Below are 24,037 nucleotides of genomic sequence, written 5' to 3' on the forward strand. Positions count from 1 at the left end.
TCAAGAAAAGCGCAAGCGCCTTGGTAAGCTTCGACAAGCGTTGGAGCGCCAGCAACGTTTTGCCTCCTCTTCAAATCTCCTTCGTGGATAGGCAAATCTTGATGGACCGAAACGCTCGAGAAGCTAGGCGCTAGAGCTAGACAAAGAAAAAAGCGGGACCTTATCGGTCACCCGCTTTTTTTCTATATATTGTTTCAGCTCCAATTCCAAGAATAATCGCAATCACTACACTTAATGTTTCTGATAAATGAAAAAGGATATTTAACATTAAAAATATCGCTACAGTTGTAACACTAAAAACGATTAACCCAATTAAAATTTCTTTCGTTGTCATCTTTCCTCCTAAAATTACGGATCGTCCAATTAACTATATTGAAAAATATAAATGCTTATATTTTTCAATATGATCCCTTTGTGCTTTTAAACCTGTCTTTAAATGAATGGTTACTTTAAACCCTAATTCCGAGACTACCTTTTCATTACTAATTAAAACTTTCATCTTTTCATCTCGTGGATAGACAGATGGATCATTAGTAAGGATCTCATAGCCCTTAAACCATTCATTCGTTTTACTAGTCGACAAATTATAAATCGCGTTCTTACAATCTTTTTTTTCTCCTGCTTTAATAAGTGTATCAAGAATATCGTCAATATACAAAACATCTTCAGTAACGCGGTCAAAATCTATTTCCTTACATGAAGCTGTTTTATTTGTAATTAATTGATGGTAAGTCATGTCTATTCTTTGCCAAGGGCCGTAAATAGTAGGTAAACGAAAAATAACATAAGGCACATCTCTATCTTTACAACGTGCACTAATTAACGACTCTGCAGCCATTTTTGTTAAGCTATAGGGTGTTGTCGGATTTAATGGTGTTTTTTCAGTAACAATACCACATCGTTCTCCATATACTGCTGTCGATGACGTGTAAATAATTTTTGTTTTTTTATTACAAGCATCAATGATTTTTCCGGTTACACCGACGTTGTCTTCAATGGTCGTTCGTAATACTCCCCAATTACGATCTCTACTAGTCGCTGCTGCTAGATGGTAAACAATCTCTACATCCGAAAAAAGTTGTTCTAAGTTCATATTCTCAATTTTTTCATGAATAAAACGAAATTGGGCATTCCTTCCAATGTATAAAAGCTTCTCTTCACATATATCCTTTAGTCTCTCATCGATAATTCCATCAATTCCGATGACTTCATAACCACTCTCGAGAAGTCGGTTACAAAGTGAAATGCCGATAAACCCAAGCGCACCAGTAACAACTATTTTCTTCATAAACAACTCCTCCACAAGAAAAGCGCAAACGCGTTGGTAAGCTTTGCAGCTTCATCGATTAACATCTTGTGCTTTATTTCATTCCATTTCTCAATTTTATGAAATAACTACCTCAATTATGATCAAAACCTCCTCTACACGATCGTAAAAGGAGGTTTTGTTATAGTGGTTTTTCATGACTTTTCAAAAATTGTATCGTTGGCTTTGCCAATCTTTGAAATGATTTTTCTTCTAGAAAAATTGATAACTCAATTTCTAAATCACTTTGATTACTAAGTTGTTCATAAGGTCTAACATGTTGTTCTAATGAGTAAGGAGTTCGGTCTAAACAGTGAAGAATTTTCAGCGGTATAGGCATTGCTTTATAACTACTTGAATTCATCAATGAAAGTACGTTTTCTAATTCACATTCTTCTACATTGTAAGCTAACTTTAATTCTTTTAAAAAGCGTTTATAAAAAAGCTTATTTCTTTTTTCAGTATTAAAATAATGCATTAAATTCAAACACGGATTAATCATTACTACTGATCGAAACGAAGATTTCATATTGGGGATCAACTTCGCAGCGATTAACGCTCCCATCCCTTCAGCAATTACATGTGCTTTTTTATTCAATATTTCTTTAATCATTACTTCTTTATATAATCTTTGCATATATCTACAGGCGTCATCACTTCCCCAATTTCTGCCGAATAAGTTAGAATAAATCACAGTATACCCTGCATCTTTCAACTGTTCAATAAATTGATATTGATCAGGACGCTGATGCCATGAACTTGTATAATGATTCACATAATGGTTAACATCACCTATTATGAAAACTGCAAAGCCGTTTGGCTTTCTTGGTAAATGAATAACATTCCATTCTCCCCCGACCAAAAAAAATCTTTCTGTAATAGCCATAATATCTCCCTCGCAAAATTCATTCTCTTCTATACTGTATGCGAGGTTATTTTTAGTTTGTATAGGGTAGTACCTATTTTACTTATTTTCATTGTTGTCTAACTCTCGCTTTAGTTCTTCAATTCTCTCTTGACCATATGTCGTTAAGTTTTTCTCAGATTGATTTAATAATGCTTCTAGCTCTTGCTTTTTTTCCTCCAATCTACAACCCTCCAAATTGTGTTTTTATTAGTTTATGCCAAAAAGAAGTACTCAATGCCCTTCCCAACTCTTTTTCATACTAAACCGTCATGACGATTTACCGTCACCATCTATCATGGAAAAGGCGGGTGCTTTCCCTCACTTCACCTTGACCTTCTATTCGAATCTCAGACGTTCGTTCGCAAAAGCACCCACCTTTTTTTCATACAAAATCACCATGACGACGGTAACCGTTACCATCTAGTATGGAAAAGTCGGGCGAGGGTCCTAACCAACTCATATCTAACCAACAAACCAACTAAATACAAATAAAGCACTAAGGTAAATTTCACCTTAATGCTCTACTCACTAATTTAATTAAAACTTACTTTTATACGTCCATTTTCGATTATGGTTCGTTGTTTCTGGAAAATGATCTCCAGCCTTTAGTTTCACTTTTTTAGGGTTTTGTACCATATCTCCTGTTTCACCAATCTCTACATAAATCCCATTGTTTGGTGCTTTTTGTCCGTGATCAAATTGACGGTTTTGTCCCATTTTGTAACACTCCAATCCATTCATAATAAATTCTTTATTAATATGGATCTCTTTCTAAAGATTATTACGGAAAGTGTAAGTGGATTTAAAAAATAATTCCAATACCTACTACAAAAATAACACTATTAGCTATCTCAATTAAGCCAATTTGCACAGGTTTATATCTTTTTTGTTTTGGCATCATCCACGCTTTTAATGAACTTATTAAAAATATTAAAGCAATCATAGGCATCCCTAGCAAAACAAAAATCAATACCGTAAAGCCGTGAAATACATTGGAATTCATTAGAAATTTTTTATTTCCGTTTTCACGAATTAATGTTTTTACATGAAATACACTAGCAGTAAAGAACATAATGTTGATCGTCATAAGTATAAAAGTTATCGCTTCAATTGTGCCACTTCCGATGTAATATGAAATAACAACTAAAAATGATAGGGCAATGATCGCACATAAATCATTGATAAATAGTCGTTCTTTTTTCAACTTTGCAAAAACAATATTAAGAATAAAGAAAGGAAGAATAAATAAGCTAATTAGAATAATTTCTGGAATAAGATATAAGACCGGAAATGTGAAAATAGTACCAATTAATACATAAACGAATAGTGATGGCACCGCTGTTTTCAAAAGTTTCGGTTGTCTCACAAAAGTTAATAATGGAGCAGAAGCAAAGTAAAACGCTAAAACACCTATAAAAAAGAACCAATGAACCAAAGTTACTTCAGTTGCTAACATCCCGATTAAGTAAGGCACTATTAACATCGCCCACGCCCCGTGCTCTCTAGGTATAAACCATTTCATCGTAACCCCTCATTTCTATTTAAAGTGGATTTACACTTTAATGAACTTCATACTCCTTATTTAGCAGCGCCCCTAGGATGTTACATCTATTTGAGTTAAACCCTTCTCAACTAATAGTTGTAATGGAAGTCGCTAATTTATTGTATTATGAAATTCACTCACTTGTAATGTAATTTATACTTTTATATTACTGAAAAAAGAGCCAAACCTAAGTGATTATTATCACTTATTCAAGGCATTCACATAATTGTGATATTTTACACTGTGTATATACAGTTTTCTTGTTATATTAATTCATAGAAGAAAAACCTTTATTTATTATTAAACGATTGACTGGGGTTGATTTAAATGTTAGAAGTTACATTCACATATGAAGGTGAACAACCAATATTTGAGACATTACGACTATTAAATTTTAAATATATCGATGGGATTTACGTTTTAAAAAATAAGGAACTACAATACACTATAACGGCTGAAAATAATGCGACTGCAAAGAAGCTGGTTGTAGAGTTTTCCAAAGAGTTATCGTTCGAACAATACAAACATATTCATAAAATTATAAAAGCAATTTCTGAAAACATTGTGGCCGATTTAGACGATCATTTAGCATTAATGGGTTATTTAGAAGATGGAAGTGAAGCGTATATTTATCATGGTTGGAATCAATGGTTAAAATTTCTAGAAGCTGCTAAGCACGTTTCAATGGAGGGTCAAAAGGTTCAAGTGTATGATAATCAGTTACTCATTGCTGAGGGGATTTTAGTTGATGCAGTTAAAAACGAAGCGTCTAACGACGACTTTAAAGTCATCCAATGTACACTCATTTCAAAAGACGGTGAAAAATCAGTAATGGGAGAAGACCTGAAGATTATTCCGACAGGGGAATTTTAGTTAATTTACAATTTATAATTAAAACCTTTGTTAGTGTTGCTTCATAGCATTCCTATCAATAACTGTCCATTTTAAATTGTAAAATAAAAGGCTGTCCATTAAGTGTCTGACACCAGGTACTATAGTTAGTACATAACGGTGCCTGACACTTATCGAACAGCGCTTTTTTAAATCGTACAAATCTCTACTGGGCAATCACCGCAATGTAAATAATCCTTTAAAAATTGAATATCTCTGACAGTAATAAAGCCTTTATCAACACTTATTATCTTATCTTTTTTCAAGTCATTTAACATTCGATTAACACTCTCACGTGTCGTTCCGATATAGTTAGCAATATCTTGATTTGTTAATTGAACATTAATTAAAATACCGTCATCTGATTTTACACCATAGGAATTGCTAAAACGAATCAGTGTCGAATAAAAAGCACCCGTTTTACCACAAAGGATTAAATCACGAAATTTAGCTTGTGTTGATTGCGTATGCCTAGCAAACCATTTCATAAAGGCAACAGCAATTTCACCATTTCGTCTAAATATTTCCTCTAACGCCACTCGTTCAAATTTAACAAGAACAGCATCCTCGATTACTTCGGCAGTAACACTAATCGACATATCATTAAATAAGCCAACTTCACCTACGAGCTCATCCGTTTGCTTCAAATGAACACTAAACTCTTTTCCATCAGCGGTCATTTTACTAAGACGAACTTTCCCGGACCTGATTAAATAAACACTTTCAGGAAAGTCACCTTCATAAAATAAAAAAGTTCCACTAGGTACGTTAATTTCCAAGCCAATTGATAATAACAATTCTTGGTTTTCTTTTGACAGTTCATTAAAGAAACGCTTCATTTGCAGCTCTTTCTTTTCCATTAAGAAAACCTCATTTCATTTTAGATTAATATTACATTATTAAATATTGTCAGTATAATTAATAATTAATTATTCACTTATTATATTAACACTATCCTTATGTTATTAAAAGGAAAAGTGTCCACTATAAAAAATTATTAAACTTAATTTATGTCTATTTTGTGTACATAACACATTAATAAATTGTACCATGAAGTTAACTATAAGTAAATTGAATTAACAATGGATAGAAGAACTCATCAATTGACTTCTCAAGTAACTTTACTTTTGACTCAAAAGGCAAATAGTAAAAACGTATTAATGAAAGGCTCTTTTCGTAAAAGAAAAAGGAACCCAATTAGGCCCCTTTTATTTGTTGCTTATTTATATTTGTTGCCCCTTGAGCTTGTAACTCTTTTTCCTGTTGCGCTAAATCAACGCTTGATAATTCATATTCTTCACCGTGTGACCCTTTAGGCTCATCTAAAAATAGAAGGCAGAAAAGAAAACTAAAGAACGCGCCACCAGCTAAAATAAAGAAAAATGTTTGTGGTGATACTAATGTGAAAATTGTTAAATATACTACAGCTCCAACGTTACCGTACGCTCCAGCCATACCAGAGATTTGACCAGTTATTCGTTTTTTAATAAGTGGAATAACAGCAAATGTCGCTCCCTCTGCTCCTTGTATAAACATTGAGGTTAACACAGTTACTGCAACTGCTAAAATTAACGGCCACTCGGAGTTAATGAGTCCCATTCCTGCTAGGCCTAGTCCAATACCGAACATATAGATCAACATAACGGTTTTTCGACTACTCATCTTATCAGAAAGCCAACCACCGAAAGGTCTTGCAAATAAATTCACAAAAGCAAATGAAGAAGCAATTAATCCTGCAGCTGTTGCCGTTAACCCGAACGTTGTTAAAAAGAATAACGGTAACATCGATACGATCGCAAGCTCAGCTCCGAAGTTAGCAAAATACGTTGTATTTAGTGCTGCAACATTTTTAAATTTATATTTATCATCTTCAGGGACACCTTCCCTTAAGATCGGTAAATTCACTCTTAAAATTTGCACAATTTGATAAATTAAAACAACTACTAGTACTACATATATAATATATAATGCTTGATCAGATAGAAATTCTAAATTATTTAAACGCCATGAAAGTAACCCTAATGCTCCCACTAATGGCACTGTCCAAAGTATTAATTGGATCATGTCACCGTAAGTACTTACTTCCATTGCTGCTGTTTTTCGTGGTTTTGTATAAACTTTTCCTTCAGGAGTATCACTTACGACAAACCAGTAAATAACTCCATAAATTAAACATGCGATCCCACTAAAGGCAATTGCATAACGCCAACCTTCATCTCCACCAAACATTGTGATTGCAACCCATGGAAGAACAATTGCAGCTGCGGCAGACCCGAAGTTACCCCAACCAGCATAAAAACCTTCTGCAAACCCAACACTTTTCGGAGGAAACCATTCTGAAACCATTCGAATACCTACAACAAAACTTGCTCCGATTGAACTTAATAATAAACGAGAAACAAATAATTGCATCCAAGTATTACCAAAAGCAAACATAAATGTCGGTATAGCCATTACGATAAGTAAAATCGAGAAAACTCTTCTAGGTCCATATTTATCAAGTAACATTCCGATAACTATTCTAGCAGGAATCGTTAATGCTACGTTTAAAATCCCTAATGCTGCGATGTGATCCATCGTTAACCAACCAACGGATTCAACCATCGTTCCAGCGAGTGGTGCCATATTAAACCATGCAAAAAATGAAACGAAAAACGCAATCCACGTTAAGTGTAACGTCCGTGTTTGTGGATTTTTAAATTTAAATAAATCTTTACTTGTCATGAACATCCATCCCCCATCAAAAGGATATTTTTGAAAACACTGACTCATAAATGCTAGTTTTTCACTTATGAGTCAGATTTCACTTAAAATCTAAAGCTAAATTAAATTAACATTTTACTTCTGCACCACTACGAGAGTAGTAATACCAGTTAACCACTAAACTTACAACATAGTAAGCAATAAAGATGTAAAGTGCTAAATTAGCAGTTCCCGTTGTATCAATCGACCAACCGAAAATTTGTGGAATTAAGAACGCACCGTACGCTCCTATTGCTGAAGTCCAACCTAATACAGCCGCAGCTTCTTTTTGGTTGTCGAAAATAAAAGGAATCATTCTAAATGTTGATCCATTAGCAATACCTGTTGTTACAAACAAAATCATGAACATAATTAAAAATCCTGTAAAGTTTCCTGCGTTATAGAAGTATATAACTCCAAATGTTGCAGCGATCATTGCGATAATATCCCAAAATGTTACGATCGCTCCACCAAACTTATCTGAAATCCAACCTCCTAATGGTCGGATTAACGCACCAACTAATGGTCCTAAGAAAGCGAACTGTAGTGCATTTACTTCTGGAAATTCCGTTCTAATTAATAGTGGGAATGCGGCAGAGTATCCGATAAATGAACCGAAACACATCACGTAAAGCCAAGTCATGATCCACGTATGCTTCTTTTTCAAAATAACTGCTTGCTCTTTTACAGAAGCTTTCGTTCCCGGTAAGTTATCCATTCCAAAAATAGCAGCAATCACTGTCAATATAATCGGGATTACCCAAACGAACGCTGCATTTTGAACCCAAATGTGAGATCCATCCGGTAAAACTTGCGGGTTTCCAGCTACAGCTCCAAAAATACCTGCTGTGACTACTAGAGGTGCTAAAAATTGAACAGCACTTACCCCTAAGTTTCCAATACCAGCATTTAGCCCTAAAGCTGTTCCTTTTGCTTTCTTTGGATAGAAGAAAGAGATGTTTGACATCGATGAAGCAAAGTTACCACCACCGAGACCACAAAGCGCTGCTAATATTGCCATTGTCATAAATGATGTTTCAGGGTTTTGAACAGCGATACCAATCCCGATCGAAGGAATTAGTAACGATGCAGTACTAATGATTGTCCAGTTCTTTCCCCCGAAGATTGGTACAACAAATGTATAGAAAATGCGGAATGTTGCCCCTGTTAAACCTGGGAGTGCAGCTAATGTAAATAATTGCGAATTTGTAAAGTTGAAACCGATATCATTTAAGCTTGCTGCAGTCACCGACCAAATTTGCCATACTGCAAAAGCTAATAAAAGAGCTGGAATCGAGATCCATAAGTTTCTATTCGCATGCCTTTTTCCTTCGGACTCCCAAAACTGTTCGTTTTCGGGCTCCCATCTAGTAATTCTTGCCATGTTTATTCCTCCTAAATGTCTAGTTCCTTCATATTTAAATTACGTTCATAAGAAGCTACTTTCATGATAGTTGATGGGCTACCATGATCGATGTGAATAAAGTCACACGAGAGATGATGTTCATTAATTGTTCAAATTTTAGACTTAAAATGTATACAAATAGTTTTAAAATAAAAATGTATCAAAACCAAACCGTTATATTACTTTTCTATTTCTTTTGCAAATAAAGAGGGTGGGACAAAACAAAGTGTCAGACACCGCTAGACACCGAATATAGACATATGATAAATCTTTACGTCTATATTTAGTAGGATCCGCGTGGTGTCAGACACTTTTGTCCCACCCTCTTTATATATTACTGTTTTTTATATTCAACTTTACGCCATTGTAAATATGCAAATAATGCGATTCCAGCAGATACTAGGCTTATTACATTATAAGTTAAGAGAATTTCATAATCACGTCCAAGGAACGCCTCAACCGTCCACTGCAACATAACGACATTAATGACAATCGTCGCAATAATAATTGCCCAACACGTTTTTTTACCCATGACGATACTGCCTCCCTACTGCATACACAATACCGTTGTCTACTTCAATTTCAATTAATGGTAACTCACGTTGTGGCGGTCCAGCTGTTGGGTGACCACTATTAACATCAAAGTAACCAGCGTGACATGGACAAAGTAGAACATCTTGTTCTTTTTCATAGAAAACTGGGCACATAAGGTGAGTGCAGGCACTATTGTATGCTTTTAAATCACCATTAACTGTATGAACTAAAATCGCTGGATCTTTCTCTGTTGGATAATTAAAAACTACAGAATCTCCTTCAGGGAGATCGGTAAGTTTCGCAATTTCAACTCTTTCATAATCTTTCTCCACACCAAGCATCGCTTTTACAGAGAAAGGAATCGTTGCTACCCCTAGTGCTACAGATGTTCCAACTGCTGTTTTTAAAAACGCTCTACGGTTATATTTCAAATCGTCATCACGATTTACGTTATCTACTAAATTAATCATGTCAGCATTCGTATCTTTTTGATTACGACCTAATTTCTTTTTACAAGTCATGATTTACCCTCCATTCATTGATTTTTCTTAAAGCGAGGTATGCACCTCGCTTTAAGTGAGGAAGGGTTTTCCTCAGTAATTAGTCACTATAAACTCCGAAAAACTCAGGGACATATTGCCACTTATCTTGCTCTGTCGGTTTTTTACCTTCAATTAAATTCATTTGTGTTCTACGACGACGTAATGCTTGCATTTCATCAAAGTCAATGAAACGAATAGCATCACTCGGACATACAGACGCACACATTGGTGCAATATCATGTTGTGTTCTGTCATAACACATGTCACATTTGTACATTTTGTTTTCTTCAAAATCGAACTTCGGAATACCAAACGGACAACCGAATGTACAGTTTCTACAGCCAATACATTTTTCTTCCATCGCTGAAAGAACTACTCCGTCTTCGGTAATTTGAATCGCGTTTGCTGGACAAACTCGAGCACAAGCTGGATCTTTACATTGCATACAGAGCATTGGGTATGTTTGACGACTTTCAAAAAAGTCAACATACTCTACATAGTTCCGTTCTTTTGCATCATGCCCACCGCACTCACGACAAGCGGCTTGACATGAGCGGCATCCGATACAACGTTCAAATTCAAGATACATTATTTTATTCATTGTCGATTTCTCCTCCTGTCGTTTACGCTTTCTCTATTTTCACTGCACAAACTTTAATTTCTGGCATTCTTGACGTTGGATCAAGAGCTGGATTTGTTAATTGGTTAACAGATAGCTCTTTCCCCCAATGATAAGGAACGAATACGTGATCGTTTCGAATAGCCTTTGTTAAGCGAACATCTAACACCATCGAAGAACGAGGAGTTGTTAACTTAATCTTATCTCCATTAACTAAATTGTACTGACTCGCTAACTCTGGGTGAAGTTCCGCATATGGTAATGGGCATTGCTCCATCAAGAATTTCACTCTTCTCGTTTGTGTTCCTGAAAGGTAATGGAAAACAACTCGCCCCGTCGTTAACGTATGTGGATAATTAGCGCTTGGAACTTCCGCTGGCTCTTGCCAAGCAACTGTTGCTAAATTTGCTTTTCCGTTTGGTGTGTCAAACTTTTCTTTAAACATTGTTGGTGTTCCAGGGTGATCTTCAGATGGACAAGGCCAGAAAACACCGTCTTCTTTATCAATACGGTCGTACGTAATACCGTAGTAGTCTGCTTTTCCGCCTTTAGATGCTAAACGGAATTCCTCCCAAATTTGCGGTACATTCTCATATGGGAAAAAGCTTCCTTTACCCATACGCTCCGCAATAGCTTTCATAATTTCCCAATCTGTTTTAGACTCACCGATTGGATCCTTTACTTTACGGATGCGAATGACGCGCCCCTCTAGGTTTGTTGTTGTTCCTTCATCTTCAGCCCAAGTCGTTGCTGGTAAAATAACATCTGCAAATTCTGCTGTTTCTGACATGAAGAAATCACTAACAACCATAAAATCTAATTTTCTAAAGCTATCCCAAACATATTCTGTATTAGGTGCAGAAACTGCTGGGTTACTACACATAACGTGCATCGCACGGATATTTCCGTTTTGAATTTCATCAAACATTTCGAAAGCAGAAACTCCTGCTTTTGGCATTTCTTCTGGTTGAATTCCCCAAACACCAGCTACATATTTGACATGTTCTGGGTCTGCAATTTTACGGTAACCAGGTAGTGCATCTGCTTTTTGACCGTGCTCACGTCCACCTTGGCCGTTGCCTTGACCTGTTACAGTAGAAACACCTGATGCAAATTTACCAATTTGACCTCGAAGCAGTGCCATTGAAGTATACGTACATACGTTATCTACACCTTTTCTTTGCTGCTCAATTCCACGGCAGAACATAACGACAGAACGTGGTGATTTCCCGTAAATAGTAGCTGCCTTCTCAATTTTTTCTACAGATACACCGGTAAGTTGTGACGTATATTCAGGAGTAAAAGTTTTTACTAATTCTTTTAACTCATCATAATTGTTACAACGTTCATTTACGTATTCCTCATCAACGTAGCCATCACGGATGATAATGTGTAACATTCCGTTTGCAAGTGCAGAGTCTGTACCAGATTTCAAATCTAAGTGAACATCAGCTAAACGTGCAATTTGAGTTTCACGAGGATCAGCAACGATCATTTTCGCTCCTTTGTCACGAGCTTTCCATAACCATTGAATAGAAGTTGGAAGACATTCTGCTGCATTCCATCCTGAGATAAAGAAGCAATCCGTATGTTCTAACTCCGTCCAAGGTAATGTTGATCCACGGTCAGTTCCAAGGGTCTTCATAAATCCACCTGCTGCTGAACTCATACAAAAACGACCGTTATAGTCAACAAAGCGTGTACCTAACCCAACACGTGCATACTTTCCTACGAGATAACACTTTTCGTTTGTCATTGATACGCCACCGTATACCGATAGTGCATCTTTACCATGCTTTGATTGTAATTCTTTAAAGTTCTTTTCAATTAAATCAAGCGCTTCATCCCAAGAAGCTTTTACAAACTGACCATTTTTCTTAATTAAAGGTGTTGTAATTCTTTCTTCATGATCAACTGTTTGATAAGCGGTAACGCCTTTAGGACACATTTTCCCTAACGTAACCGGCCAATCATAGCGAGGTTCTACCCCAACAACTTTCCCTGTTTTTTCATTTAATCTTATATGCATTCCACACTGCATTCCACAATAACAGCAGTGAGTCGTAATTAATTTTTCACCTTCGCGATGAAGATTTTTAACGCCTTCTTTAGCTAAAAACTGTGTCATTATATATCCTCCTCTACTTAGAAAAGCGTAAATACCAATCTAATAAGTAACTGCAATCATCTTTACACTTTTCTTGTTTCCATTGTTTTTACTTCTCTTCTTTGTTATAAAACTCATCTGACCTTTTTCTACCGAAGCCAGGAATATGAATGCCATTATTTGTTTGAACAGGTCCGTATGGGTTACCTTTGACTGATCCTAAGTTTAGTTGGCTCATTGCACGAATTCTTCTGCGGCAGCTTGGACAATAGTCTGCTAAATACGAGCCGTCCTCTAGTTGTAAGTCAAATTGTTGTTCATGTAGTATTGCTTTTACATCTGAAATTTGGTCATCACTACTATATTTCGTTCCACATTTTTTACATGACCGCGTATCAACCATATGTTCCTCCTGATAATTCATTGGAACCCCTATTGCAAGTGGTCGAATTGGTAGATGGAACAACTTTCCAAACGGGAAGTAAATTAAAAATAAAACGACTGTAATTTGATGAATTAATGCTAATTCAGGGTGAATAAATCCACCTAAAAACTTATATGAAACTGTTAAAAATAATCCAGTAACCGTTACTGCTAATAGGATGTAAAGTGGTAATACATCAAACTCTGCTCTTTCAGTCACTTTTAAATCGTTATTGTGTAATCTTCTTACTAGGGCCATGATCACTCCAACTAAAACCATGAGTGCTGTAATATTTAAAATGTTATACATGATTGCAGCAAAGAAACCATTGGCATGCATTGAAATCATCGGTATGTTAAATACCATAATTTGATACGTTGTTGCATCAATTAATCTAAAGTGGACCCACCCAAATACTAAACCGAAAGTAAAAGCAAAAGATCCGATACAGCCCCAAGCAATTAACCAGTGCTGTATACCTCGATAAATTCCTCGTTTAAAGATAAACTTCTGTAAAAAAATATTTTCTATTAATGTTATAACGATTGATTTCACATTTCTTTTTGAACGATTACCTGATTTTAAGTTTTGAATACTCGTTTTTACTAACTGTTTCGTTGCTGGCCTTACTAACCATGCAGCCACCCTTACAATTAAACCGATAACAAAAACAAAAGAGGCAATCATATATCCTGCTAGCATTAAGTCAATTTTTGCAAATTGTCCTGTTCCGATCCACATCGTGAATACTAGGAAAATTGTTGCAAAGAATGCATACATACTAGTTTTAGAATAAAAGGATTTTTCAAAGCTTTTGATGTTAAATTTCGTATCTTCAACTGTTTCAACATTGCTAGTTGAATACGCTCTTTCAAGATTATTCATCTGTATATCACTCCTTTAGAAGTAATGCACATTAAACAACTATAGGCCTTTTAGCTGCGTGAAGTGCTTCACTGTTTTGTTAACTTAATTGTAGAAGAGTTACCTCTGCCCCACTGTGCAAATTCTCACACGTGGAGTGTGCATTTTCTCACACCAACAGCTTGTTTATTGTTCATAGATAATAAAAGTACGTTCAAAGCATTGCTATATCAACACATCTTTATCACAATAAAGAGAAGAGCGTTCACAAAACAGTCACATTTTTGAACAAAAACCCCTTTGACATTTATTATTTTTATTGGAAGCAAATAATCTTTTAATCTTTATTTCTCTACTATATATTTAAGAGAGGGGTAAAATCACTGTGATTTTACTTATTATTAGAATGCATTTATTATCAGGGACTTAAGTGAGGCGATTTCAAACTTAGTTTGTAGATGATCAACAGTATGACGATAATTTAGAGGACATGGAACTGCGGAGTATGAGGGGAGTGCGCCGTAATTCGCACTCGCTCGGTAGTATGCATTTATGGGGAGAGTGTGCTGTAGTTAGGTTCCTTATAGGGTCGGGCGCGCGAGAAGGTCTCGCGTTCCCTTTTGGTGAGTGTGGCGCTTCGTTCGGGCACGGGAGAAGGTCTTGCGTTACCTTTTGTGTGATGTGACACTTTGTTCGGGCACGGGAGAATGTCTCGCGTTCCCTTTTAGTTGATGTGACGCTTCGTTCGGGCACGGGAGAAGGTCTCGCGTTCCCTTTTGGGTGAAGTGACACTTTGTTCGGGCGCGCGAGAAGGTCTCGCGTTCCCTTTTGGGTGAAGTGACGCTTGTTCGGGCACGGGAGAATGTCTCGCGTTCCCTTTTGGGTGAAGTGACGCTTGTTCGGGCACGGGAGGCTATGCAGTAGAAATGCGCCCTTTCTAACACTGGATTTCTCTTCTCTTGTTCTGAACTCAGAAGAGAAATCATTCTGGCGTTTTGGTTACTCTTCTCACGTTTTGAACTCAGAAGAGTAATCATTCAAGCATTTGGATTACTCTTCTCTGGTTTTGAGTCGAGGAGAGTAATCATTTGGCGTCACCCTAGACCATACAATGGAATTGACGAGCGCGTTTAACAGATACTGGAATTCACACTCGCTTGTCACTGGTTTTGACCGCGAGTTTAACAGATACTGGAATTCACACTCGCTTATCACTGATTTTGACCAGCGCGTTTAACATATACTGGAATTCACACTCGCTTATCACTGGTTTTGGTCGGTGTGATTTACAAATACTGGAATTCGAACGCGTCATACGTGGTTTTATATATATGTATTTTACAGATGATGTAATTCCGTTGCATCAACCCACGCTCTACTGCACACTCCCCCCCCATACTATGTCATAACCTCTCTAGCACCTTCTTAATTTTCCCCCTTTAACTACTCGGTGATTAATCATTAGTAAACAAAAAAGAGTACGAAATAACCATTCGCACTCCTTTCAATATATTTTTTAAAATGTTCTCAAGTTGACTACTTAAATGCTAAAAAACTATTCTAAATTTGCCTTTGCACATGCCTCTTTTATACTTTTAGGAATATAGGCACAATATGGATCGCTCTCCAAATAATCCCCAGTTAAAGCAAACGCTCTAGCTCGTGATCCTCCACAAAGTTCTTTAAATTCGCATTCACCACATTTTCCTTTTAATAGGCTTTTATTTCGCAATTCCTTTAATACTGGACTTTCACGATATATTTCTGGAAGCGGTGTTTCACGAACATTGCCACATTTAACTGGTAAAAAACCACTTGGATAAACGTCACCAATATGACTAATGAATATGAAGCCATCACCGTCGTTTACTCCTTTTGGAGCTCTTCCTAATGTATCCAGACGCTTATTTCCCTCTACATTCCCTAAATTAAGCCTCTTCTTTTCTTGGAGAGCAACTCGGCGATAATGGGGTGCTTCAGTTGCTTTTACGTCATAAGGCATCTCTTGCTGCATTTTAAATAACCACTTCATCACATCTTCATGTTCTTCAGCAGTAATCATATCTTTTTCCATTCCTCTACCTGTTGGAATTAAGAAAAAGACACTCCACAATACAGCGTTCATTTCTTTTACTTTCTCTGCCATTGCTGGTAAATCATCTATATTATATTTTGATACGGTTGTATTAATTTGTATAGGAATATCTAATTCCTTCAAATAGTCAATACCTTTCATCGTTAAATCGAATGAGCCACGAGTACCTCTAAAATGGTCGTGAATATCTGCTGTAGAGCCATCTAAACTAAATGCCCAACGTGACAAGCCGACTTCTTTTGCTTGGTCGATTGCTTTTTTCGTTACTTTCGGTGTGGCACTCGGTGTCATAGAAACGGGCAATTTTTTTTCTTCTATCGCATATTTAGCCAATTCATACAAATCCGGCCTCATTAACGGATCTCCACCAGTAAAAACAAATAACGGGTTGTCCATTGTTGCAATTTCATCTATTAATTTTTTTCCTTCCTCAAAAGACAACTGTCTAGGATCAGCTTGATATTGTGCTTCCGCTCGACAGTGCAAACACTTTAGGGCGCATGCTCTTGTTACTTCCCAAATTACAATGAACGGATTTTCATCATAATTTCTTGGTTTCATTGATAAGAATGGGCGATTCATAAAATCTCCTCCGTTCTATAATATGACTTCATCATATGCTACATCGCCTTCATCCACAGTGAGATAAATCACAGCGCAATATAACTACATAAATTTGTAACAAGTCATAAGAAGAGTGCAGGCGCAAGATATAGACAGTTTTACGAATTTTCACACTTTCATATTTTAAGAAAAGGTGAGTAACCCTCTAAGTAAATTAATCACTTAAAAGTTCACTCACCTTCGATTTTATACCGTTTGTACATTTACAGCTTTTTGATCAGCCATCAAGTGGAAAAACTTATCCCATGTTTCATTAACAAGTTCTTCGATTTGATCTTTTGTTGCATTATCGATATGAATTCCACCTGTAATAACTGTTGTTTTTTGAAATGTATTACACCAAACTTTTGCCAAATCTATAAATAAACCTTCTTCTTTATGATGCGGAAACCCGTAACTTACAACATTCACTTCATTTTCTTCATAAGTGGCTATAACTACAGCACCAATATGTGGCTTCGTCCCACCTGACACAACAATTAAATTATCACTACCTACTCGTTTTAGTTCACAAGTGATCAATGTTCCCCCCCCTTTAAACAAGTGGATTTGAATTCATATTAACAAAAACAAATCACAAAAAATGTGAAGCACATCACAGTGAACTTATATACGAACTAAAAGTTTAAAAAAGACAAAATATAGACAAAATTTAATATTACCATTGTGCGAAATTTTTCATATGAAATAACACCATTTTTATGTTATTTTATATAATAATTATACTTTTAAAGACGTATACAATATTATTGCACTTTTAAGGGAGCTGAGTGTACATGTCTAACACTAGTTTTATTAATAATATACCAATCTTTTCAGCACTACCAACTGAACTAAGAAAACAATTGGCTGACATCATTCAAACGATTAAAACGACAAAAGGGGAAGTAATCTTTCGTGAATACGACCCAAGTGAAGCTATTTACTTTGTTAATGAGGGAAAAGTTAAAATTAGTAAAAGCACTCCAGAAGGAAAGGAAATTGTTTTAAGCATTCGAAAACAAGGAGAAATGTTTGCCGAAGTTGCTCTTTTCGGAAAAAAAGGAAGTACATATCCAGCTACTGCGACTTGTATTGAAAGTGGAAATGTTTCCTTTATAAAAAACGAAGATCTAGAAGCGTTTTTATTACAGCACCCTCAATTATCAATTTCAATGTTTAGAACATTATCAGAAAGATTGATTATATCACAAGCAACACTTAGAGACGTTGCTTTATACGGGAAGTTTGGAGCCTTGGCAGCAACTTTAATCCGTTTAGCTGAAGAATACGGAACTGCTACTGATGAAGGAATTACCATTAAATTAAAACTTACTCACGAAGATTTAGGAAGTTTTTTTGGGGCAACGAGAGAAAGTGTAACAAGACTTATGAATCAATTGAAACAACAAAGAATTGTAACTAAAAAACAAGGGTATTTGATCATTCATGACATGGAATTGCTTAAGGAGTATAAAAACTAATTCAACTCTCTCTACAAAATTTTATCGTTAAGTGAGTGAATTTCATAATTACCTTAATTGAGCAATATCAAACGATATGTAATTGCGAGCGGGTTAACGCAACTACATATCGTTTCTTATGGCGATAATATTGAATGATGAAATTCATTAAAGTAAAAAAAACTATCAAAAATTAGTTTTTGATAGTTTTAATACTTTATGTCCATAAGTTTTGGGGGTCAAATGAACAAAAAAGAAATGATTTCATGCATTTACATGTTATTTGGTTTTGGGCACTAAATAACATTGTTATTTGGCAATATTTGATTGTTTCCATTCTTTTTCTATCTACTTATTTTCTTTGTTATGTCGGTTTAATAAAGATGTAAGGCTATATCTATTTTATATTTTGGGCGAACATAAAGTAGATATTAACGCTTGCATTACCCTTTGTTAAACTTAATTTCATTTTAGCCATTGTTTGAATGTGTTTCTGTGACTAACATCACAAATGCCCGTTTTAAATTTATGAATACTTTGTGAACTGAGTCAATTTGATCATTACCTAAAATATCGCCATATCAAACGATATATAATTGCGAGCGATTTAATGCAACTACATATCGTTTCTTAATGGCGATAATACTGAATGATAAATTCATTAAACTACAATATCAATTACTCATTAATGCTACGAGAATTGCTTTTTGAACGTGTAAACGATTTTCAGCTTGATCGAAAATATATGAATGAGATCCATCGATGATATCCGCTGTGACTTCTTCCTCTCGGTGAGCCGGTAAACAGTGAAGAAATATATAATCGTCTTTCGCATGTTGAACTAAACGATTATTCACTTGGAAAGGCTTAAAGATTTCTAAACGATCGTTTGTTTCTTCTTCGTAGCCCATACTCGTCCATACGTCTGTGTAAATAACGTCAGCCCCATTCATTGCTTCTACAGGATCATTTGTTAATTGGAATGTCGCTTTCGTTTCTTGACATATTGATTCAACCTCATTTATGATCCACGGTTTCGGTTCATAGCCTTTTGGTGTAGCGATTGCAACATCCATACCAACTTTCGCACAAGCTATAAGTAATGAATGAGCGACATTATTGCCATCGCCAACATACACCGTCTTTATTCCTTTAAAGGTTCCTTTCGCCTCATAAATCGTCATAATATCCGCTAACGCTTGACATGGATGAAAATCATCTGTTAGTGCATTCACTACAGGAACCGTCGAATGTTTAGCTAACTCCTCGATAATTTCATGACCGTGCGTTCGAATCATAATCCCATCAACATATCTTGATAATACTTGAGCAGTATCTGAAATCGGCTCTCCTCTTCCTAGCTGAGAGTCTTTAGAGCTTAAAAATAAAGCCGAACCTCCTAATTGACTCATTCCTACTTCAAAAGAAACTCTTGTTCTTGTTGACGATTTTTCAAATATCATTGCTAACGTTTTTCCTGCTAAGAAGGGGTGAGGAACCCCTTCTTTTTGATACTTCTTTAAAACAAGAGAAAAATCTAACAACTCATTTATTTGTTCAGGTGAATAGTCTAATAGAGTAAGAAAATTCATTCCTTGATATTTTTGTACATTTAATCCTGATTGTGATACAGATGATACCGTCAAAAATCTCACTTCCTTTTGCGTTTAGTTAATTCGTTTGCTTCAAGCTAGTTTTGTATTTTTCATAGTTATCGAGCCAATCATCGATACACCTAAGATTACTTTCGACTGTATTTAAACTTTTTACGATCTGAGCGAACGTAGATAGTTCCGTAATGACTGGTTTACGGTTCTTTAATGCTTCTTTCCTTTTCCACTTTGACTCTGAATCGTTACAAATATTTAAGTAACAAACCCCATTATCGTCTTCTAACCAACCTTGAAAAGAAACTGTATCGGACTCGACTACTTCATACTGCAAATCGATTAATTTTTCTTTTAACGTAGTAAATAATTCCATTTCCGTTTCATCTACTTCACAATAAATACTACCTTTTTTCTTAAATAACTCTGGAATATCACGCTCTCCCCAAACGAAAGCCTTATAAAACGCTTCATCAATATTGTCACTAATTGAAATCAACTCACCTGTTGACTTCATTTCTGCCTCTAGCTTCGGGTCGAGATCTGGCAATTTAGAATGTGAAAACACAGGGGCTTTTACTGTGAAATACGATGGCTCAACTTGATAACCAACAGTCTCAACAATATCTTTCAGTTTTTCCCCTAAAAGAAGTTTCGTTGTTAAAGCAATCATATTCATTCCTGTAACTTTACTAAGGATCGGGACCGTTCTAGAAGCACGTGGATTTACCTCAAGTACAAACACTTCTTCTTTATATAAAACAAACTGAATATTAAAGACGCCTTTAAAATCCATACCTTTGGCTATTCGTTTCGTATATTCAACAATTGTTTCTTTATGAGAATTTTTAATATTGATTGGTGGTATAACAGAAAGGCTATCTCCGGAATGAACTCCCGCCTTCTCAATGTGTTCAAACATTCCTGGAATAACCACGTCTTCGCCATCTGTTAAAGCATCCACTTCTAACTCTGTACCCGGGTAGTAGGCATCTAGTAAAATCGGAAACTTCACTTGATTAAATCCATTATTCATATATTCAATCATTTCTTCACGATTATAGAAAGTCATCATTCCTTGACCACCGATGACGTAAGAAGGTCTGATTAATACCGGATAGCCAATTTCATCAGCCATATTCAGTAAACCAATCTCATCATAAGCAGTAACTCCTGGGATGTGAGGGACATTTACTTGATTCATAAACTGGTAAAAAAGATCTCGGTCTTCAAGCTTATCAATCGTATGATGATTCGTTCCTAGTAAAGGGACACCTGCTTCTTCTAAGCTTTTCACTAATGAAATCGCCGTTTGACCGCCAAGTTGAACGATGACCCCTTCTGGTTTTTCTAGTTCAATAATGTTTAAGACATCTTCAGTTGTAATCGGTTCGAAATAAAGTCGATCAGCAATCTCATAATCTGTACTAACAGTCTCTGGGTTATTATTAATTAAAATAGCTTCATAGTTTTCATTTTTTAATGCTAGAACGCCGTGAACTGAACAATAATCAAATTCTATTCCTTGACCGATTCGAATTGGCCCCGAACCGATAATAACCACTTTTTTCTTATTACTTTCTGTATCAACGTCTTGTTCGCCACTCCAGCTAGAATAGTAATAAGCAGTTTTCGCTACAAATTCAGCTGCACAAGTGTCAACCATCTTAAATGACGGCACAATATCAAACTCATGACGTTTGTTACGGATATCATCTAATGTTACTTTCCAAACACTCGCTAACCATTCATCAGAAAATCCGTTAACTTTCAGGTTTTCAAGTTTTTTCTTTGATACAGTGGTCAGTGAAAGTTGTTTCACTTCATTTTCAATTTCAATTAAAGACTTCCAACTTTTTAAATAGAAATAGTTAATTTTTGTTGCTTCATGTATTTCTTCGGTTGTTACGTTACGACGCAGCAATTCTAAAATAGCAAAAAAACGGAGGTCATCAGCTTCAGTGACACTTTCCCAAAGTTGTTGTAACGTAAACTTTTTTACTCTCTCCATCTCAAGCCCTAAAATACCTTTAATATCTAAAGAACGGACCGCCTTTTGAAATGCCGATTCTAAATTTCTTTCGATCGCCATCACTTCTCCAGTTGCTTTCATCTGCGTCCCAAGCTTTCGATTGGCTTGAGGAAATTTATCGAATGGCCAACGTGGAAACTTCACGACACAATAATCTAAAGAAGGTTCAAAGCTGGCATACGTATGCTGTGTTACTGGATTTTGTAACTCATGTAAATGGTAGCCAAGGCTCAATTTAGCCGCAATTCGTGCAATCGGATACCCTGTAGCTTTCGAAGCTAGTGCACTTGATCTACTTACACGAGGGTTTACTTCAATCAAATAATAATCTTTACTATACGGATCAAGAGCAAACTGTATATTACATCCTCCTACAATACCTAACGCTCTAATAATCTTCACTGAAACAGAGCGTAACATCTGATATTCTACGTCTGTTAACGTTTGAGAAGGTGCGACGACAATCGAATCACCTGTATGAATACCAACCGGATCAATGTTTTCCATATTACAAACAGTTATACACGTATCGTTTGCGTCTCGCATTACTTCATATTCAATTTCTTTAAAACCAGCGATACTTTTTTCGATTAAACACTGGTTAATCGGACTAGCATTTAAGCCACCTTTAACAATGTTTTTAAGGGATTGTTCATCATGAACAATTCCTCCTCCTGCTCCTCCTAATGTATAAGCAGGGCGAATAATAATAGGAAACCCGACCTTTTTTGCAAAATTTAGCGCGGCATCAACCGTTTCAACAATTTCACTTTCTGGAACCGGCTCACCTAATTCATGCATTAGTGTTCGAAACTCCTCACGATCTTCACCTTTCTTAATCGATTCAATCGGAGTTCCAAGTAGTGGGACTCCATACTTTTCAATAATCCCTTGTTCGTGAAGTGCTAATGCTAAATTTAGGCCTGTTTGCCCACCTAAAGTTGCTAAAATTCCATCAGGCGACTCTTTTTGAATAATTTTTTCAACACTTTCTACTGTTAATGGTTCAAAATAAACGACATCAGCACATGCCTTGTCAGTCATCACCGTTGCAGGATTATTATTGATGAGGATTACTTGACACCCTTCCTCCTTTAAAGCGAGACAAGCTTGAGTTCCTGCATAATCAAACTCAGCAGCTTGCCCGATCACGATTGGGCCTGAGCCAATTACTAATATTTTTTTTATATCATCACGTTTAGGCATAAATTTTCTCGCTCCTCTTGCTACTCATATCAGTTAAAAAGCAGTGAAATATCTCTTCTGAATCAGATGGACCAGGATGGGCCTCTGGATGAAATTGTACAGAAGTGATTGGATATTGCTGATGTGATATTCCTTCAACTGATCGATCATTTATATTAATATAGCGTGGTGAAAACCCTGTTTCCTCTAAGCTATCTTCCGTTACTACATAACTGTGATTTTGCGATGTCATATACACTTTTTTCGTTAATAAATCTTGAACTGGCTGATTAGCTCCTCGGTGTCCAAAGCGGAGCTTTTCAGTGTCGCCACCGAAGGCAAGTGCCAATAATTGATGACCTAAACAAATTCCCATCGTCGGGTACGTGCTCGCTAACTTTTTAATCGTGCCTAGTAAATGTACTAGCTTTTTCGGATTACCTGGGCCGTTAGATAAAAATACTCCATCTGGTTTTAAGTTTGCAATCGTACCTTCGTCTGTATTAAATGGAACAACTGTTACTTTACAACCTAGCGTTAAAAGCGACGATAAAATCGATTTTTTATAACCAAAATCAACCATTACTACGTGATAATCGCCGTCACCAAACGTCTCAATTTTAGTAGTTGATACTTCCTCAACAAGATTTCTCGTACCTATCATAGGTTTATTTGAAAAGTCTACGGTATCAATGTTGGTAGTGATAATAGCCCCCATATCACCTAACTCTCGAATTCGTTTTACAACGGCTCTCGTATCAACGCCTAAAAGAATAGGTAGTGAAGTTTTTTCTGCATATTCCTTTAAAGATTCTATCGCTTCATAATGGTAACCTTCGTTTCTACAACCTTGCATAATTAAAGCTGAAGCTTGAGGAGCAATACTCTCTTGATCAATACCGTTGATCCCGTAATTACCTATTAACGGATATGTGAAAACGACAATTTGCCCTTTAAACGAAGGATCTGTCATTACCTCTTCATAACCTGTCATCCCTGTGAAAAAGACAACTTCACCGTAAACTTCCTTGTCGTTACCTAATAACTCCCCTTCAAAAAACTCACCCGTCGATAAAACTATATAACCTTTCACATATATTCCTCCTTATAAAAAGCGTAACGTACTGTAATCACCCGTTTTTACCAAAATTCCAAGTTGAATAATAAT

General features: G+C 36.1%; 21 protein-coding genes. 2 read left to right on the forward strand and 19 right to left on the reverse strand.

Going from position 1 to position 24,037, the window contains the following annotated elements:
- Positions 1-160 precede the first annotated feature (160 nt).
- The 6 genes from BKP35_RS19640 to BKP35_RS13655 all read right to left on the reverse strand — a co-directional run bounded on the left by BKP35_RS19640 (position 161) and on the right by BKP35_RS13655 (position 3,735).
- The gene (locus BKP35_RS19640) at positions 161-334 is read right to left on the reverse strand and encodes a hypothetical protein (RefSeq protein WP_169819228.1); all 174 of its coding nucleotides are present in this window, start codon (positions 332-334) and stop codon (positions 161-163) included.
- A gap of 33 nt (positions 335-367) precedes the next feature.
- A complete protein-coding gene (locus tag BKP35_RS13640) occupies positions 368-1,288 on the reverse strand; it encodes an NAD-dependent epimerase/dehydratase family protein (RefSeq protein ID WP_071313918.1) in 921 nt (306 codons plus the stop codon).
- A 160-nt stretch (positions 1,289-1,448) separates the two neighbouring features.
- Entirely contained in the window at positions 1,449-2,192 is a 744-nt protein-coding gene (locus BKP35_RS13645; RefSeq protein WP_071313919.1) for an alpha/beta hydrolase family protein, read from the reverse strand.
- A 78-nt stretch (positions 2,193-2,270) separates the two neighbouring features.
- Positions 2,271-2,393, reverse strand: coding sequence for a hypothetical protein (locus tag BKP35_RS20130; protein WP_281244243.1), 123 nt, complete (start codon positions 2,391-2,393; stop codon positions 2,271-2,273).
- A 357-nt stretch (positions 2,394-2,750) separates the two neighbouring features.
- On the reverse strand, positions 2,751-2,930 hold the full coding sequence (locus BKP35_RS13650) for a YjzC family protein (protein WP_071313920.1): 180 nt from the start codon (positions 2,928-2,930) through the stop codon (positions 2,751-2,753).
- 85 nt (positions 2,931-3,015) lie between these two features.
- Positions 3,016-3,735, reverse strand: coding sequence for a YwiC-like family protein (locus BKP35_RS13655; RefSeq protein ID WP_071313921.1), 720 nt, complete (start codon positions 3,733-3,735; stop codon positions 3,016-3,018).
- Positions 3,736-4,083: 348 nt separating this feature from the next.
- Here BKP35_RS13655 and BKP35_RS13660 point away from each other — a divergent pair, with 348 nt between their 5' ends.
- Positions 4,084-4,629, forward strand: coding sequence for a hypothetical protein (locus BKP35_RS13660; RefSeq protein ID WP_071313922.1), 546 nt, complete (start codon positions 4,084-4,086; stop codon positions 4,627-4,629).
- A gap of 167 nt (positions 4,630-4,796) precedes the next feature.
- Here BKP35_RS13660 and BKP35_RS13665 read toward each other — a convergent pair whose 3' ends face one another.
- The 10 genes from BKP35_RS13665 to lpdD form a co-directional block, all read right to left on the reverse strand.
- Complete coding sequence (locus BKP35_RS13665; protein ID WP_084031660.1) at positions 4,797-5,507, reverse strand: Crp/Fnr family transcriptional regulator; 711 nt, start codon at positions 5,505-5,507, stop codon at positions 4,797-4,799.
- Positions 5,508-5,844: 337 nt separating this feature from the next.
- Positions 5,845-7,371, reverse strand: coding sequence for a NarK family nitrate/nitrite MFS transporter (locus tag BKP35_RS13670; RefSeq protein WP_071313923.1), 1,527 nt, complete (start codon positions 7,369-7,371; stop codon positions 5,845-5,847).
- Positions 7,372-7,477: 106 nt separating this feature from the next.
- Entirely contained in the window at positions 7,478-8,773 is a 1,296-nt protein-coding gene (locus BKP35_RS13675; protein WP_071313924.1) for a NarK family nitrate/nitrite MFS transporter, read from the reverse strand.
- 355 nt (positions 8,774-9,128) lie between these two features.
- Positions 9,129-9,326: a hypothetical protein gene (locus BKP35_RS13680; protein ID WP_071313925.1), complete on the reverse strand. Its 198-nt coding sequence runs from the start codon at positions 9,324-9,326 to the stop codon at positions 9,129-9,131.
- Complete coding sequence (locus BKP35_RS13685; protein ID WP_071313926.1) at positions 9,319-9,849, reverse strand: Rieske 2Fe-2S domain-containing protein; 531 nt, start codon at positions 9,847-9,849, stop codon at positions 9,319-9,321. Before BKP35_RS13685 ends, BKP35_RS13680 begins: the two co-directional genes overlap by 8 nt.
- A gap of 79 nt (positions 9,850-9,928) precedes the next feature.
- Positions 9,929-10,471, reverse strand: a complete 543-nt coding sequence (locus tag BKP35_RS13690; RefSeq protein WP_071313927.1) for a 4Fe-4S dicluster domain-containing protein — start codon at positions 10,469-10,471, stop codon at positions 9,929-9,931.
- A 22-nt stretch (positions 10,472-10,493) separates the two neighbouring features.
- A complete protein-coding gene (gene fdhF, locus BKP35_RS13695) occupies positions 10,494-12,617 on the reverse strand; it encodes a formate dehydrogenase subunit alpha (protein ID WP_071313928.1) in 2,124 nt (707 codons plus the stop codon).
- 88 nt (positions 12,618-12,705) lie between these two features.
- The gene (locus tag BKP35_RS13700; protein WP_245741970.1) at positions 12,706-13,905 is read right to left on the reverse strand and encodes an MFS transporter; all 1,200 of its coding nucleotides are present in this window, start codon (positions 13,903-13,905) and stop codon (positions 12,706-12,708) included.
- Between the two features lie 1,534 nt (positions 13,906-15,439).
- Positions 15,440-16,561 (reverse strand): TIGR04053 family radical SAM/SPASM domain-containing protein, encoded by a 1,122-nt coding sequence (locus BKP35_RS13705; protein ID WP_071313929.1) that lies wholly within the window; start codon positions 16,559-16,561, stop codon positions 15,440-15,442.
- 228 nt (positions 16,562-16,789) lie between these two features.
- The gene (lpdD, locus tag BKP35_RS13710) at positions 16,790-17,125 is read right to left on the reverse strand and encodes a prenylated flavin chaperone LpdD (protein ID WP_071313930.1); all 336 of its coding nucleotides are present in this window, start codon (positions 17,123-17,125) and stop codon (positions 16,790-16,792) included.
- A 254-nt stretch (positions 17,126-17,379) separates the two neighbouring features.
- Here lpdD and BKP35_RS13715 point away from each other — a divergent pair, with 254 nt between their 5' ends.
- Positions 17,380-18,066 carry a Crp/Fnr family transcriptional regulator gene (locus BKP35_RS13715; protein WP_071313931.1) on the forward strand — a complete coding sequence of 229 codons (687 nt, stop codon included), beginning with the start codon at positions 17,380-17,382 and terminating at the stop codon, positions 18,064-18,066.
- Between the two features lie 653 nt (positions 18,067-18,719).
- Here the strand turns inward: BKP35_RS13715 and argF are convergent.
- The 3 genes from argF to BKP35_RS13730 form a co-directional block, all read right to left on the reverse strand.
- Entirely contained in the window at positions 18,720-19,637 is a 918-nt protein-coding gene (gene argF, locus BKP35_RS13720; protein WP_071314111.1) for an ornithine carbamoyltransferase, read from the reverse strand.
- 79 nt (positions 19,638-19,716) lie between these two features.
- The gene (locus tag BKP35_RS13725; protein WP_071313932.1) at positions 19,717-22,890 is read right to left on the reverse strand and encodes a carbamoyl phosphate synthase large subunit; all 3,174 of its coding nucleotides are present in this window, start codon (positions 22,888-22,890) and stop codon (positions 19,717-19,719) included.
- Positions 22,883-23,962: a carbamoyl phosphate synthase small subunit gene (locus BKP35_RS13730; protein WP_071313933.1), complete on the reverse strand. Its 1,080-nt coding sequence runs from the start codon at positions 23,960-23,962 to the stop codon at positions 22,883-22,885. The genes BKP35_RS13725 and BKP35_RS13730 overlap by 8 nt, the downstream gene beginning before the upstream one ends.
- Positions 23,963-24,037: the final 75 nt, after the last annotated feature.

This window comes from Anaerobacillus arseniciselenatis, assembly GCF_001865995.1.
Lineage (GTDB): Bacteria > Bacillota > Bacilli > Bacillales > Anaerobacillaceae > Anaerobacillus > Anaerobacillus arseniciselenatis.

Coding starts and splice junctions, on each gene's coding strand:
- BKP35_RS13680 (WP_071313925.1), bottom strand. CDS start 9,326: ATGGGTAAAAAAACGTGTTGGGCAATTATTATTGCGACGATTGTCATT.
- BKP35_RS13685 (WP_071313926.1), bottom strand. CDS start 9,849: ATGACTTGTAAAAAGAAATTAGGTCGTAATCAAAAAGATACGAATGCT.
- BKP35_RS13675 (WP_071313924.1), bottom strand. CDS start 8,773: ATGGCAAGAATTACTAGATGGGAGCCCGAAAACGAACAGTTTTGGGAG.
- BKP35_RS13725 (WP_071313932.1), bottom strand. CDS start 22,890: ATGCCTAAACGTGATGATATAAAAAAAATATTAGTAATTGGCTCAGGC.
- BKP35_RS13660 (WP_071313922.1), top strand. CDS start 4,084: ATGTTAGAAGTTACATTCACATATGAAGGTGAACAACCAATATTTGAG.
- BKP35_RS13665 (WP_084031660.1), bottom strand. CDS start 5,507: ATGGAAAAGAAAGAGCTGCAAATGAAGCGTTTCTTTAATGAACTGTCA.
- BKP35_RS13655 (WP_071313921.1), bottom strand. CDS start 3,735: ATGAAATGGTTTATACCTAGAGAGCACGGGGCGTGGGCGATGTTAATA.
- BKP35_RS13700 (WP_245741970.1), bottom strand. CDS start 13,905: ATGAATAATCTTGAAAGAGCGTATTCAACTAGCAATGTTGAAACAGTT.
- argF (WP_071314111.1), bottom strand. CDS start 19,637: ATGAATTTTCTTACTCTATTAGACTATTCACCTGAACAAATAAATGAG.
- BKP35_RS13640 (WP_071313918.1), bottom strand. CDS start 1,288: ATGAAGAAAATAGTTGTTACTGGTGCGCTTGGGTTTATCGGCATTTCA.
- BKP35_RS19640 (WP_169819228.1), bottom strand. CDS start 334: ATGACAACGAAAGAAATTTTAATTGGGTTAATCGTTTTTAGTGTTACA.
- BKP35_RS13670 (WP_071313923.1), bottom strand. CDS start 7,371: ATGACAAGTAAAGATTTATTTAAATTTAAAAATCCACAAACACGGACG.
- BKP35_RS13715 (WP_071313931.1), top strand. CDS start 17,380: ATGTCTAACACTAGTTTTATTAATAATATACCAATCTTTTCAGCACTA.
- fdhF (WP_071313928.1), bottom strand. CDS start 12,617: ATGACACAGTTTTTAGCTAAAGAAGGCGTTAAAAATCTTCATCGCGAA.
- BKP35_RS13650 (WP_071313920.1), bottom strand. CDS start 2,930: ATGGGACAAAACCGTCAATTTGATCACGGACAAAAAGCACCAAACAAT.
- BKP35_RS13645 (WP_071313919.1), bottom strand. CDS start 2,192: ATGGCTATTACAGAAAGATTTTTTTTGGTCGGGGGAGAATGGAATGTT.
- BKP35_RS13690 (WP_071313927.1), bottom strand. CDS start 10,471: ATGAATAAAATAATGTATCTTGAATTTGAACGTTGTATCGGATGCCGC.
- BKP35_RS13705 (WP_071313929.1), bottom strand. CDS start 16,561: ATGAATCGCCCATTCTTATCAATGAAACCAAGAAATTATGATGAAAAT.